Here is a 14,332-nt window from a genome sequence, read left to right on the forward strand (position 1 = left end):
ATTCGCATCGTCCGTATTCTCCGGCCTACTCGCCCGCCAGTAACGGGATGATCGGGGCGAACGCTTCCATCTGCGTCGGGAAGACCCCGACGTACGACATCGACGTCTTCTCGCGGACCAGTCGAATCTGGTCTGCGATTTCCTCGAAAGTGCCCACAGCCAGGTATGGAGAGTTCAACAGCTCCTCCACGCTCAGCTTACGATCCACTTCGATGTTCGGCGGAAAACCTTGGTCCAGAGCGGCGATTGCCATTTCGGCAGCCTGCTCTCGATCGTCGGTGATCATGATCATGGTGATGGTCCAGTTGAGTTCGATCTCATCGAAACGCTCGCCGGCAGCTTCGCGGATCCGCTCGACACGTTCGATGGTCTTTTCCATCGTGATTCCGGAGAGCAGAAGCCGCCCGTCACGGTTCGTCGGTGTGGCGACCGAGATGATGTCCGCGTACTTCGCCGCGAGAGCAAGCATCTTCGGGCCTCCGCCGCCCACGATGATCGGTGGCCGCGGGCCCTGCCGCGGTCGCGGGCTGCCCTTGAGGCCGCGCACCTGATAGTGCTTGCCTTCGAAAGTGCATTCCTGCCCGCGCAGAAGAACGTCGAGAATCTGCAGAGACTCCTCGAGCTTCTCGATGCGAACGCCCGGACTTTCGTAGGCGATGCCGCCCTTGTCGAACTCTTCCTTCATCCAGCCCGCACCGATACCGAGTTCGAGTCGACCACCGGACAGCACGTCGATAGTCGCCGCGTCCTTCGCGAGCACAGCAGGATGACGGAAGCCGTTGGCCAACACGGCGGTGCCGAGACGAATCTTGTCGGTGGCCACCGCGAGCGCTCCGAGAGCGGCGATCGGGCCGACCTGATTACCCAGGTGATCCGGAATCATGAACGAGTCGTAGCCGAGTTCCTCGGCCTTCTGCGCGAGCTTGACGAAGCGTCGCGCACCACCCTCTTCGGCGTTGCCCTCGCCACCGGCCGCAAACCGAAATTTGCGTAGGGCATCGCTGCCGTGGGTGGAACTCATATATCGATCTCCTGTGATGGACACGTACGTCGTACTCGAACTACAAACTCGGACAAATCGAACCTACTCGCCAGTCACTTACGTGACAGCACTGTAGAGGAAGCCCCCGGACCGTGCAGCACTCTACCGGGACCAAACGAGCAGATTACCCGCGAGCGAACTCCCGAGACGCCCGATTGTGACGAATCAACAGTGCGGCGGTGACTCAACTGTGGGGCGGCGTCGGTGCAGCGTCGATCTTCTCCGCAGCCCACTGTGCCATCCATTGGGTGGCCGTCGTGCCGTTCGGATCGACTTGGAAGGAGTTGTACATCGCGTGCACAGGGTTGTTGTAGTACTCGAGCAGTCGCGGCGCCGAACTCAGCCAGTTGGTCGGGTTGAGAGCGGCTGCCGGCGCGTCGCAGATACCGTCGCTCGGCGCGCAGATCTGATAGGTCCGATCGTTGAGGTCACCGAACCCGCCGGGCCTCGGGCCGGTCATCGTGAGACCGGGCAGCTTCAGCCCGTTCAGCGACAGCTCGGCGCCGACACCGGCAACGCTCGGGCCAACGGTGTTCCCGAACGCCGGATCGCGCCGACCGTCGGCGATCAAGCCGACGCCCAGAACCAGATCGGCAGGCACCGCGCCGGTACCGTCGCCGATACTCGCGGCGACGTCACCCGCGATCACCGCGCCCTGGGAAAATCCAGTCAGGACGTAACTCGTGAGCGGGCACTCGGCGTGCCGCTTCATCAGAAAGTCGTTAGTGGCAGCAGTTCCCGCAGCCCGACTGTTGTTGTAGGACTGCTGTCCGTCCGGCGGGATCGCCACCGGATTCGAAAACTGTGCGACATACGGAACGGTGTAGACGTCGGCCCGTGAAGTATCGAACTTCTCCTGCAGAGGACGGGTCACGTTCAGCATCAACGACGCCGGATTGGCCGTCGGGTTGTACGGGTCGTCGGTAGCGCTCGACTCCCACGTACCCGGTATGGCTACTACCTGGACATCGGGGCAACTGGCCGGCTGAGACACCGGAGGCTCCGGGCTCGGCGGGATCGGAGTCGGCGAAGGCACCCGCCCGGCCAGGATGTACCAACCGCCGATCACGACCGCTGCGACCACAAGAATGATCAGCAGCGGGATCAGGCACCCACGACGCTTTCCAGACCTCGCCATGACCCGCGCCTACTTGCAGTAGGTGGCGTTGGCGACGTCGATGTAGATCTGAGCGTTCGCACCTGCCTGCTCGGGAGTGATCTGCTTGCCTTCCGCCGACGCTTCCTGGCCGACGAAGGCGGTCACGAAGGTCAGGACCTCGTCGTCGGTCTGAGGACCGGCAGCGCAGATGTAATTGGCCGTGTTGACGGCGATGCTTCCGTCACCGGCTGGGGTGATGCCCTTCGCCTTCAGTCCGTCGAGGAACTTCTGTGCCTCGGGACTGACCTCGACGACTGTGGGACCCGGGAAGCCCTCGATGCTCTGCGGCTGCTCCGGCGGCGCGGTGGCCGCGGCTCCCGGACTGGTGGGCGCAGCCGACGCCGTCGTGGTCGCAGAGGCGGACGCAGATGCCGAACCGCTCGAGGACGAAGCCGCCGCGGACGTCGTGGTGACCGGATTGGAGGTTGCAGTGGAGTCGTCACTACCGCACGCGACAAGCGCGCCACCGGTGGCGAGCGCCAGGGCGCCGACCGCGATCGCGCGTGCACAAGTGTTTCGGTTACCCGAGAAAAGCGACATCAATGTCCGTCCTTGCCTTCAGTCGAAAGTCCATCAACAGGTTACGCAACGCACGCGGGCGGGCACCGATCCGTGATCGGGCCCGCCCGTCGTGCACCACTGTGAGTTAGTGAACTTCTGTCTTGTCACCGATCACCGTGATGTAGCCGAACTGGAAGTTCTGCTGGACACCACCGGGAATGTCGAACTTGTCACTGATCGGGAATCCGAGTCGTCCACCTTCGTATCCGACGCTCTTCCAACCGTCGAACAGCGGACCGTTCTCGACGGACCATGCACCGGTGCCGGGGCTCCAGTAGATGTTGCCGCCCTCGAACTCGGTGAAGCGTCCGTTGTCCTTGATCGGAACCTCGTTCGACTTCGGGAATCCGAGCCAGCCGTTTTCCCAGCCGAGTTCGCCGTACTTGCCCATGATCATTCCGAGAACCGCGTGAGTTCCGTTGGCGCTGCTGTACATTGCGCCGATCTCGAATCCCTGGACCTTGCCCGGCTTGCCGGGGGTCGCGATCTCGTCGGCAGTCGGGTAGCCGAGCGGGCCACCTTCCCAACCCTGTGCGGACCACTCGGCGAGGATGTCGCCGCTGACGGGGTGAGCGCCGGTCTGCGGGGTCCAGTAGATGGAGCCGTTCTGGAAGTGGTTGAAGCGTCCGCGTCCGTCGGGGGTACCGAGTTCGGGGGTACGCGGGAAGCCGAGCGGGCCGGCCGCTGCTCCGGTGTTCATGTACGCGCCGGCGATACGACCGGCGACGGGCTGGGCGCCCGTTCCACTGGTGAAGTAGATGCGACCGTTGCGGAAGTCCTGTGCCAGGCCACCCGCGACGCTGTACTCGGGGGTGATGCAGTCACCGATCCAGCCGTTGGCTGCGGCCGTCGCACCGATCTCACCCGAAGTGCCGCAAGCCGGCTTCTCGACCTCGACGCCGATGGCGTTGGCCAACTGTGGCCACAGCTGATGAAGCTCGAACTGCCAGTACGGCCACGAGTGGGTTCCGGACGGGCGGTAGTTGACCTGCGCGGGGATGCCGAGCTGGTTGAGCTTGGTCGCGAAGGTCTGCGAGGTCAGGCGAGCGAGGATCTCGAGGCCCATGCCTGCGTAGTTGGTGCTCACGCCGGGAATTCCCGACGGCTGGTCGTACGGGCCGGTCGTACCGCTACCACTCGAGACGTACAGGCTGACGCCCTTGAGCTTCTCGGCGAGCGCGTACGGATCGTGTGCAGCCCACTGCGGGTTGGACGGCGGTCCCCACATCGCGGCGGAGTTGTATCCACCGGCGTCGGTCATCGCGAACTGGATTGCCTGAGGCATGCCGAGCGAGGTGGTGGTGAGGATGCCGGAGAGCGAAGCGGCGAACTTGAAGAAGCCGGGGTTGCGCGCCGTGAGGAACATGGCGGACGTGCCGCCCATCGACAGTCCGACGACACCGCGTGTCTGCGTGGTCCGCCAGTCCTGTTCGAGGATGGGGGGCAGTTCCTTGGTCAGGAACGTCTCCCACTGGTAGTTCTTGCCGTTGTCGGGCTGGAGCCAGTCGGAGTAGAAGCTGGACTGACCGCCGACCGGGAGGATGACGTTGACGTTCTTGTCCGCGTAGAAGGACTCGGCGTCGGTCTCGTAGGTCCAGGCGTTCTCGTTGTCGGTCGCGCGAAGACCGTCGAGCATCCAGACCGAGGGGAAGCTGGCCGACGGATTGACGTTCCAATCACGGGCCAAGAGGATCTGCACCTGAATCGGGGTGCCCATCGCGGGAGAGTTCACCCACAGCGCGACGCGACGCTCGCTGAGCCAGTCGACCTTCGTGACCGCTGCTCCGGTGGGGTTCTGGGTGGCGGCCGGTGCGGCCTGAGCAGGTGCCGGCGCGGCTGCCGCGGTTCCGGCCGTCGTCAAGCCCGCGGCGATCGGCAGAACCAGCATCGCTGCCAGTGCGCCGACGACCTTTGTCCGGAAGGTTGCCCGGGACCGGCGACGGTCCTCCGTGGCAAGGCCTACTCGCATGAGCTCACTCTCTTTCCTTACGTTCGGTCCGCGCGTCGATCGTGTGGCCGCCTGAGCAGCCAGACCCCCGTTGAAACTATTTCTACACGCAAACGATCCCCGCTTGGGGTAGCCGCGCTGTTACTGGTGGTGCAATTGTTACTGACATCGGGCGCTTGTGCAGCACCTGAATACACAAGTGCCGTCCCGGTTCTCCTTCGAGGAGTCCGGAACGGCACTGGTGAAGTGACTAGGTCACGGGATCGCGCACGATCACCAAGCGTTCATGGTGTCGAGGATCTGGCCGCGAGCCTTCCACAGCTCTGCCGACCAGTACGGCCACGAGTGCGTGCCGTTGGACGGGAAGCTGTAGGTGGCCGGGATACCCAGCGAGTTCATGCGGATCTGGAATGCACGGGTGTTGACCAGGGCGAGAGCCTCGAGGCCCATGCCGTTAGCCGTGTTGTAGTAGTCGATCGGTGCGCGCGGGTGGTCGTATTCACCGGGCAGGCCGCTTGCCGACGAGATGTACATCGACAGGCCCTGCAGACGCGGTGCGAAGACGAACGGGTCGTTGCGCAGCCAGGACGGGCTCCACGGCGGTCCCCACATGGAGTCGACGTTGAAGCGACCGGCATCGAGCATTGCGACGCGGATTGCCTCGCGCATGCCCGGAGCCGAGATGTTCAGGTAGCCCGACAGCGAGCCGGCGAACTTGAACTGGTCACGGTGGTAAGCAGCCAGCGTCAGAGCAGCGCTGCCACCCATCGAGAGGCCGAGGACCGCGTTGTTGGTGGGCGAGACGCCGTAGTTCGCGAGGAAGTTGGGTAGTTCTTCGGTGAGGAAGGTTTCCCACTTGTACGTGATCTGCTGGCCGTTGAAGTTCGACGGTGCATACCAGTCGCTGTAGAAGCTGGACTCGCCGCCGACGGGCATCACGAGGGTGATGTTGTCGTTGCGGTACTGGTCCATCGCATTGGTCTCGAAGCTCCACGCGTTGGCGTCGTTACGCGCACGCAGGCCGTCGAGGAGGTAAAGGGCAGCGTTTCCGCCGCGAGCGGCCCACTGGACCTGGACCTTGATGTTGCCCATCGAGGAGGGCACCCACAGCTCGTCGTATCCGCCGGAGGGGGCGGTGTGGCTGGGAGCAGTGTGCGCAGGCGCAGCAGAGGCGACAGCACTACCGGCAACTCCTGCAGCAAGGGGGAGCACAAGTGCTGCGGCACCGATGGCCAACGCTCGGTGCTTGAGGCGCTGGGTCAGCCTCTTTCTGGCAAAACGCATGGATACTGCTCTCTCTCTTCGTCTGCGGAACCCACTCGGTGGAGTGGTTCCGGCGGATTCCGTCGGGGAACAGGCTTTTCTGCCAGCCCGAACGAGTTCGGGTCGGCAGCGGACCTCTTCCAAGTCACACTGCGCTCGCTGGACTTTATGTCACAGGTTCAGCTGTGACAAATAGGTGGACCGTTACGTCCCAATCCGCGAGCAACACCGTCATCACCCCTCGGGGGTGATTCAGGTTAGGTGAATCGTCTTCGAGTACATCGTGGCCAATCAATTCGGTGTTACTGAATCGAAATATTCAAACCCTCAACAGTCGGTGATGCTGATCACATCACCTGGGTGACTCCGGTGGAACGAGACCGCAGCGTTCCAATTCGTAGGCCGGAACCCGGTCGAATCGGTACTTCGCGAAGTCGAATGCCTGCTGGAAGTTCTGTTTGAATCTGGCCCAGGTCAGCTCGGAGCGGTACGACGTGAGCAACTCCTGCGTTTCCGGGCAGGTGATGGCCAGCTTTGCGTCCGCAACCCAGTCTTCGTCGAGGAAGAACGGCAGCCACGGTCGAACGTCGATCATTCCCGTGTCCGCGACCACCCAGTCCGGATAGAGATTCTTGTCGTGCCCGATCCGGCCGTCCTCGAGTCGCTCGGTGTGAGCTGCCAGGGGGTACGCCAGCCCCATCTGATCGAGCACCCGAACGTCGAGGCCGACGTTCATGCTCGTCATTCCGAGGTTGAGGAAGAAGACGACGTGCTCGGCCGGCTCTTCGATCGGTCCGGGTGGTGGGACGACGAACCAGGAGTCGTAGCTCGCGGACGGCAGCAGCAGCCCACCCTCCGGAGTCCGCGCGATGGTCTCGACCATGGCACGCATTCGCGGATAGTCGAGGTAGTCCTCGGCCAGGATCGGATGCTTGTGACCGGTGTTGAGTGCGTAGAACGCTCGCTCGTCGACGATTCCCGAGCGACCCACCACGGATCCTTCGGGCATACCCGTCGTGTTCGCGGCGAAGAAGGCCCAGATGATCGTGCCGATCCACAGCACCGCCGAGACTCCGAAGATCGCGGTATCGCGATTACTTCCGAACGCTGCCCGCGCCGGCACCCGCAACGGAATGACCGCCACCGGGATGAGCAGGCAGAACAACACCGGCAACAGGACGCGGCCGTGCATGAAGTCGCCGCCGACGCGCAGAGAGTAGATCCCGAGGATCAGCCCACTGCCGAGAATGAAGGTGACAATCGCCCGCGGCGTGCGCAGAAACTGCTGAAAGCGCTGCCACAGCGGGCGTGCGGGTTGATCTGCGGTAGCGGTAGGTGTGTCCGCTCGGCTTCGCCACACGAGCAGCAGCGCACCGATGAGCAGGAACAGCAACGGCAACCAGAGCAGGTACGGCCCGACCAGGTTCCACAGGTACGCAAAACCCTGCGCCCACTTCGCGCCACCGGCGTCCTTCGACACCGCGGTGTTCGGGTACGGCAAGGCGTAGTAGCCCATTCGCCAGATCTGATAGGCCACCGGGACAAGTCCGGCGACGACGACGATCAGTGTGCGAATCTTCCAGGTCAGGCCTGCGGAGAGAACGATCATCATCAACGCGGCAGCACCGGGAATCGCCATCTCGGGTCGAACCAGTGGTCCGAGTCCGGCCACGAACGAGAGAGTCAGGATCGACGCCGTGGACGGCGTCGACGCCTGCGCCCACCGAACGAGCAGTAGCCACAGGAGCGCGATCCAGAAGATCACCAAGCAAGTCTCGAGCCCGGAAGTGGCGAAATCTCGCGCAGGCGGAACCGCGATGTAGACGAGAACACCCGCCGGTACCAGCAGGATCGTTCCGCCCGCCGACGGCCGAACGCCGCGGTACAGACGACCGGTGCCGAGCATCGCCAACACGACGGCAGCAGTCGAGAGTACGAGCGCGATCGTCAGAACAACGTATTCGAGACGGATCTGCGTGAGCCAACTGAACGCGTAGACGATGTACGTCCACGCGGTACTCGTGTTCGCCTCGACACGCTCACCCGCGTTGAAGACCGGGCCGTTCCCCGCGAGCAGGTTGCGGACGGTTCGCAAGACGATGAGTCCGTCGTCGGCGATCCAGCGACGCTCCCACGCACCCCAGAACATGAGGGCAGCAGCAAGCACCACCCCGCCGAGAAAAACTCCTCGACTGAGGGTGGTGCGATTCGCCGCAGTGTCGACGTGCGGGTCGGCCTCGGTGCGTGGCTCAGACGAGGTAGACAGCGACACCCACTACTCCGATCCACGCAATCGCGAGGAGTTGCAGCACCCGGTCACCGAGCGCGATCTCCTCAGGCTCTCCGGCTTCGCCGCCGTCGACGTCCACCGCGTATCGCAGCACCGCGATGGTGAACGGCACCATCGAGATGGCGTACCAGTTGGTGCCCTTGATGGCGTCCTGTTGGAACGCCCACAGTCCGTAGCAGAGGACCAGCGTCGTCGCCGCCATCGTCCACACGAAACGCAGGTACGTCATCGTGTAGCTCTCGAGGGACTTACGGATCTTGGCGCCGGTCTTCTCGGCCAACTGCAGTTCGGCGTAGCGCTTGCCTGCCGCCATGAAGAGTGAGCCGAACGCCATCATCAGCAGGAACCACTGCGAGAGATCGATCTCGGCGGCAACGCCACCGGCGATCGCTCGAAGCAGGAAGCCGGACGAGACGATGCAGATGTCGATGACGGCCTGATGCTTGAGACCGAAGCAGTAGGCGAGCTGGATGACGATGTACACGCCCATGACCACGGCGAGTTGCCAGTTGGCCAGGAAGGACAGCCCGATCGCACCGGCAAGCAGCACGACTGCCATGCCGTAGGCGATGTTGACGGGTAGAACGCCGGCCGCGATGGGACGGAATCGCTTCGTGGGGTGAGCACGGTCGGCTTCGACATCCATCGCGTCGTTGACGAGATAGATGCCTGATGCCGCCATACAGAACACGACGAACGCCAGCGCGACGGGCAACAGCACGTCGGCTTCGGTGGCGGTTCCGGCCGCGATGGGCGCTGCCAGCACAAGGACGTTCTTGACCCACTGACGTGGGCGAAGCGCCTTGACGATGCCGGCGGGCAGGGACTTCGGGGGTCCGCTGACCGTAGCCGGTTCCTCGCTCATTTATCTCCACATTTCTGTTCGGCTCTGGCTTCTTCGACCCGGCGAACTACCGCCGCGGATGCGGCTCCCAGTGCCGCTCCGGCGAGTACGTCGGTCGGGTAGTGAACTCCCAGGACCAGACGCGAGAGCATCATCGGGGGCACCAGCAACGCCGGTAAGGGTAGCCCGGTGAGCCGACCGATCAGCACAGCCGCCGCCGTCGTCGACGTCGCGTGTGATGACGGGAAGCTGAGCTTGCTCGGTGTCGAGACGTTGACCTGCACCGAAGGATCGGAAGGTCGCTTGCGCCTGACCACTCGTTTGATCACCACGGAGGCGGCGTGTGCACCGAATGCTCCGACGGCTGCTCCGGCCCATTCCCGTCGACGCGGCTTGTCCACAGCAGCTCCGACGGCAGCGATCGCGATCCACCCGAGGGAGTGCTCACCGAAGTGAGACATACCGCGGGCGACCTTGACGGCTCCCGGCAGCTGCCCGACGGTCGACTGAATCCCGGCCAGAATCTGTACTTCAGGAGATGCCGAAGACACGTTCCCACCTTTCCGTGCTGGTCAGTGAAGGAACGGCGTCCTGGTACTGCTTCTTGAGCTCGGGGAAACGGGCGGCGAGTTCGCGGCGCAACCGTGTTGCTTCCTTGAGCAGTTCGAGCGCGAGTTTCGGGTTTCGCTTGCGGTAGACGACGCCGCGACCGTCGGCCGTGGTGACGGTGACGCCGTCGACCTGCGAGAGCAGGAACCAACGGGCGTCGATGGTCGGAACGTTGAGCTGAGGGCGCTCGAGGTGTTCCTGCTTGGCCGGCTTCACGTTGTGCACTCCGGCCCTGAGGACCCGGGTGATCTTCGCGACGGTCGACAGCGGCAGGCTCACGTCTCCGACATCCGCACCGGAGGGCAGCGGCAACGCAGTCGACGACGGCAGTACGACGGCGTCGGAGAATTCCTTGCGCTGGGCGTGGACCTCACCGAGTGCCGTCGGCAGCATGTTCGCGACGTGCTCGGGTCCGGCGAGGAAGTCCGCGATGGCCTTGTTCTGGATCGCGACGGTGGAGTACTCGAGGCACAGCAGGTGCTTGAGCGTTGCCTTCACTGTGTTGACCACGAGGCCACGGCCGTTGCCCGGCATGTGGAGCGCGGCCACCACCAGACGGTTACGGAGGTGGAAGTACGCCTGCCAGTCGATGGCGTCGTCCTTGTCGCTCCACGCCATGTGCCAGATCGCGGCACCGGGCAGAGTGACGGTCGGGTATCCGGCTTCCTTTGCGCGCAAACCGTATTCGACATCGTCCCACTTGATGAAGAGCGGCAGCGGCTGCTTGAGTTCTTCGGCGACCTGGCGCGGGATCATGCACATCCACCAGCCGTTGAAGTCGACGTCGATGCGGCGGTGCAGGAGCTTCGACTCGCGCAGCGGTTTCTTCGAGAAATCGTGGTCGTATTCGACGTTCGGCGCCGCGGACCACATGAAGGTGCCGCGGTTGACCACTTCACCCATCACGTGGAGGTGGCTTCGTTCCTGCAGGTTGAGCATCTGCCCACCCACCAGCATCGGCGACTTCGCGAAGCGCGAGAATGAAAGCGCGCGCAGAATCGAGTCCGGTTCGATCTCGATGTCGTCGTCCATGAACAGGATGTGCTGGCACTGCGTCGTCTTGAGTGCCTCGTACATGATTCGGCTGTATCCGCCCGAGCCGCCGAGGTTGCCCTGATCGTGAATGGCGAGCCGATCACCGAGCGCTGCAGCAGCTTCGGCGAATCCGGGTTCGTCACGCACCTTGCGGGTGCCCTGATCCGGCATGATGACGGCCTTGATCACGTCCGACACCAGCGGATCCGAAGCAAGTGCAGCAAGCGCCTTGACCGCGTCGGTCGGACGGTTGAACGTCGGAATACCAACGGCGACAGTCGCTTCGCCGGGAGCCTCGACGGGCGCGTACCAGCCGCCGCTCTCGACGACCACTGCCGTATCGGTGGTGATGTCGAACCAGATCCAGCCACCGTCCTCGAACGGCGCCAGTTCCACCTCGAACTCGACCGCGGCATCGCCGTCGGCAAATTCCTTGCCTTCCACGTGAATTCGCGAGGAATCCGCCTTGGAACGGTAGATGTCGACGCGGCCGTGGCCGGACAGCTCGAGACGAAGGACCACCGATTTCAGGATGGACCATCGACGCCAGTAGCTGGCAGGGAACGCGTTGAAGTACGTGGCGAACGAGACCTCGGTCTCGGCGCCGAGCGCTACCGACGTGCGCGAGGTCGAGTGCGCCCGCCGACTGTTGGACCAGGACTCTTCCAAGTACAACGTGCGGACGTCGAGCGGCTCACCGGCGCGGGGCAGGATGATCCGCTGAAGCAGGGACTTGCCGAGGTAGGTCACCTCGTCGCCGCTGACGGCATCTTCGCCTTCGAGTAGATGACGTGCGTTCATTCGCTCTCCCCTGCCAATTCCGCACCCGTTTCGAGATGCGGGCGCAGGGTGTTCTCGAACATCGTCAGCGCGCTGGCGATCGCCATGTGCATGTCCAGGTACTGGTAGGTGCCGAGACGCCCACCGAAGAGGACCTTGTTCTCCGCGGTCTCCTTCTTGGCGCGTGAGCGGTACGCGGAGAGCTTCTCGCGATCCTCTGGAGTGTTGATCGGGTAGTACGGCTCGTCCTTCGCCTCCGCGGCACGTGAGAACTCACGCATGATGACGGTCTTGTCGGTCGGGTACTCGCGCTCCGGATGGAAGTGACGGAACTCGTGGATACGGGTGAACGGCACGTCGGCGTCGTTGTAGTTCATGACCGGGGTGCCCTGGAAGTCTCCGGTGGGCAGAACCTCGGTCTCGAAATCGAGGGTGCGCCATCCCAGTGCACCTTCGGAGTAGTCGAAGTAGCGGTCGAGCGGGCCCGTGTAGATGACAGGGGCGTCGGGGCTGGCGGTGCGCAGTTCGTCGCGGACGTCGAAGTAATCGGTGTCGAGGCGGACCTCGATCTTCGGATCCTTCGCCATGTTCTCGAGCCACGCCGTGTAGCCGTCGACGGGCAGGCCCTCGTACGTGTCGTTGAAGTAGCGGTTGTCGAAGTTGTAGCGGACCGGCAGGCGGCTGATGTTCGCGGCGGGCAACTCGGTGGGGTCGGTCTGCCACTGCTTAGCTGTGTAGTCACGCACGAACGCTTCGTAGAGCGGGCGCCCGATCAGGGAGATCGCCTTCTCTTCGAGGTTGGAGGCGTCCTTCGAATCGATCTCGCTGGACTGTTCGGCGATGAGGGCGCGTGCTTCTTCGGGAGTGAAGTACCGACCGAAGAACTGCGACACGAGACCGAGTCCCATCGGGAACTGGTACGCCTGTCCCTTGTGCAGCGCGAAGACGCGATGCTGGTAGTTCGTGAACTCCGTGAACTGGGTGACGTAGTCCCAGACCTTCTTGTTGGAGGTGTGGAACAGGTGGGCACCGTACTTGTGGACCTCGATGCCGGTCTCCGGCTCTGCCTCCGAGTATGCGTTCCCCCCCAGGTGGTGACGGCGATCCAACACCAGCACGCGCTTACCCAGCTGGGTAGCGGCACGCTCGGCGATGGTCAGCCCGAAGAATCCCGAACCGACGACGATCAGGTCGTACTGGGCACGGGCGGTCTCTGAATTTGCAGCGGTCACGATGAACCAGGGTATCGGACCTGTTCGGACGCCGAGGGTTGGATGCGTCACCAGGGACTATGGCCCCCGTTTCCTGATTTCAGCATCACTGGCGGCTGCCACTCACAAATTGCTTGGCAAAACCAACGATTGTCTTGCCAATCATTGGTCACACTGCTTATATTTTGGGAACAGCAACCATCAAGTGCATTCGAGGGAGATCATCGTGATCCAGGAACTGTCGTATATCGGAGTCGCGTCACCCAGGGCTCAGGACTGGAGAAAGTACGGAACCGGACTTCTGGGCGCGAAACTGTCACCAGACGGGCCGGATGGCGCAATCCGGCTCGCAGTAGACGACGTCAACTATCGAATTGCCGTCCACCCCGGCAAGGTAGACGAATTCCTGTACGCCGGTTGGGCAATGGCCAATGAATCCGATCTTCACTCGTTTGCCGCGCACCTCGACCGGAGCGGCATCATGCTGCACGACGGCAATCCCGACCTGCTCGCCGAGCGGCAAGTCGCCGAACTCGTGTGGTTCACCGACCCATGGGGAACTCGACACGAGATTTCGTGGGGAAAGGCATCGACGCCACTGTCGTTCACACCGGGTCGTGTCATGCGCGGCGGATTCGTGACCGGAGATCAAGGCCTGGGCCACATCGTTTTACAGGTACCGAATATCGAGGAAGCCAACAAGTTTTACGTGGATGTGCTGGGTTTCCGACTATCGGACCGGATCACCAACGACCAATTCACCGTGCGCTTCTATCACGTCAACGGGCGTCATCATTCACTTGCGCTGGCCGAATATCCCGGCCACGTCGGCTTCAACCACCTCATGCTCGAAGTCGAATGCATGGACGATCTCGGACGCCTGATCGATCTTCTCGACAGCCACGACACCGAGGTCATGCAAACGCTGGGGCGCCACACCAATGACCTGATGACGTCGATCTACATCGGCAGCCCGTCCGGTCTGCAGATCGAGTACGGGTTCGGTGGTCTCACCGTCGACGATCTGAGTTGGGTGGCAAGAACTTACAACCAACCGAGTTACTGGGGCCACAAGCGTCCAGCCGAGACGAGCAAAAGAGTACCCGGAATCATCAGGCCTCTGACGGCCGCGCCGTCGGCCCCGTGAGCTTGGCGGATACGACCGTCAATGTCTCACGTTCCTGATCGGTCAACGACTCGAAGACCTCTTGCTCGACGGCGTCGAGGGCCGCATCGCCCTCGATCAACTTCGCCACTCCGGAGTCCGTGATCGATACGACCTGCCTACGCCGATCAGATTGATCGCGTTCGCGCACAACGTATCCCGATTCCTGCAGACTGTCGAGATAGGCAACGATGTCACCGGGGTCGACCACCACTCGGGAAGCAAGCTCCTTTTGATGGCATGGGCCGAGTTCATCGAGTGTGCTGAGAATGGCGTGATGATTGGGCAGCAGTCCGACGCGAGACAAAGCCTCCGCGTACGACTGCCTCACGCGGAGTGCGGCTTTGACCAAGCCGTATCCGATCCGACTCGAAAGCGGCCTGCCGGAGAGCGATGGCGTCGATTCGGTCGCAGGCATTGGCCCA

12 protein-coding genes are annotated in these 14,332 nt (G+C 63.0%); 1 reads left to right on the forward strand and 11 read right to left on the reverse strand.

Translation table 11 applies throughout. The features are described from left to right. Window positions 1–25 precede the first annotated feature (25 nt). The 10 genes from AC1Q61_RS12400 to glf all read right to left on the reverse strand — a co-directional run bounded on the left by AC1Q61_RS12400 (window position 26) and on the right by glf (window position 12,763). Window positions 26–1,021: an LLM class F420-dependent oxidoreductase gene (locus AC1Q61_RS12400; protein WP_007731815.1), complete on the reverse strand. Its 996-nt coding sequence runs from the start codon at window positions 1,019–1,021 to the stop codon at window positions 26–28. Window positions 1,022–1,226: 205 nt separating this feature from the next. After that, window positions 1,227–2,180, reverse strand: a complete 954-nt coding sequence (locus AC1Q61_RS12405) for a cutinase family protein (protein ID WP_003943848.1) — start codon at window positions 2,178–2,180, stop codon at window positions 1,227–1,229. Between the two features lie 9 nt (window positions 2,181–2,189). Next, window positions 2,190–2,741 carry a DUF732 domain-containing protein gene (locus AC1Q61_RS12410; protein WP_003943980.1) on the reverse strand — a complete coding sequence of 184 codons (552 nt, stop codon included), beginning with the start codon at window positions 2,739–2,741 and terminating at the stop codon, window positions 2,190–2,192. 106 nt (window positions 2,742–2,847) lie between these two features. Then, on the reverse strand, window positions 2,848–4,731 hold the full coding sequence (locus tag AC1Q61_RS12415; RefSeq protein ID WP_230359378.1) for an alpha/beta hydrolase-fold protein: 1,884 nt from the start codon (window positions 4,729–4,731) through the stop codon (window positions 2,848–2,850). 252 nt (window positions 4,732–4,983) lie between these two features. After that, complete coding sequence (locus AC1Q61_RS12420; RefSeq protein ID WP_007731818.1) at window positions 4,984–5,994, reverse strand: alpha/beta hydrolase; 1,011 nt, start codon at window positions 5,992–5,994, stop codon at window positions 4,984–4,986. A 331-nt stretch (window positions 5,995–6,325) separates the two neighbouring features. Further along, window positions 6,326–8,245 (reverse strand): arabinofuranosyltransferase AftB family protein, encoded by a 1,920-nt coding sequence (locus AC1Q61_RS12425; protein ID WP_030535822.1) that lies wholly within the window; start codon window positions 8,243–8,245, stop codon window positions 6,326–6,328. Next, a complete protein-coding gene (locus tag AC1Q61_RS12430) occupies window positions 8,223–9,128 on the reverse strand; it encodes a decaprenyl-phosphate phosphoribosyltransferase (protein WP_003943808.1) in 906 nt (301 codons plus the stop codon). The genes AC1Q61_RS12425 and AC1Q61_RS12430 overlap by 23 nt, the downstream gene beginning before the upstream one ends. After that, window positions 9,125–9,658, reverse strand: a complete 534-nt coding sequence (locus tag AC1Q61_RS12435; protein WP_003943893.1) for a phosphatase PAP2 family protein — start codon at window positions 9,656–9,658, stop codon at window positions 9,125–9,127. The genes AC1Q61_RS12430 and AC1Q61_RS12435 overlap by 4 nt, the downstream gene beginning before the upstream one ends. Beyond that, on the reverse strand, window positions 9,639–11,552 hold the full coding sequence (locus tag AC1Q61_RS12440) for a glycosyltransferase (RefSeq protein WP_230359377.1): 1,914 nt from the start codon (window positions 11,550–11,552) through the stop codon (window positions 9,639–9,641). Before AC1Q61_RS12440 ends, AC1Q61_RS12435 begins: the two co-directional genes overlap by 20 nt. After that, complete coding sequence (gene glf / locus AC1Q61_RS12445) at window positions 11,549–12,763, reverse strand: UDP-galactopyranose mutase (protein ID WP_007731822.1); 1,215 nt, start codon at window positions 12,761–12,763, stop codon at window positions 11,549–11,551. Before glf ends, AC1Q61_RS12440 begins: the two co-directional genes overlap by 4 nt. A gap of 205 nt (window positions 12,764–12,968) precedes the next feature. Here glf and AC1Q61_RS12450 point away from each other — a divergent pair, with 205 nt between their 5' ends. Beyond that, a complete protein-coding gene (locus AC1Q61_RS12450; RefSeq protein ID WP_051649533.1) occupies window positions 12,969–13,889 on the forward strand; it encodes a VOC family protein in 921 nt (306 codons plus the stop codon). Here AC1Q61_RS12450 and AC1Q61_RS12455 read toward each other — a convergent pair. Then, window positions 13,855–14,325 carry a MarR family winged helix-turn-helix transcriptional regulator gene (locus AC1Q61_RS12455; RefSeq protein WP_021342452.1) on the reverse strand — a complete coding sequence of 157 codons (471 nt, stop codon included), beginning with the start codon at window positions 14,323–14,325 and terminating at the stop codon, window positions 13,855–13,857. The genes AC1Q61_RS12450 and AC1Q61_RS12455 overlap by 35 nt on opposite strands. Window positions 14,326–14,332 lie beyond the last annotated feature (7 nt).

The sequence above is a fragment of the Rhodococcus sp. MPR-R1B genome (assembly GCF_058793255.1).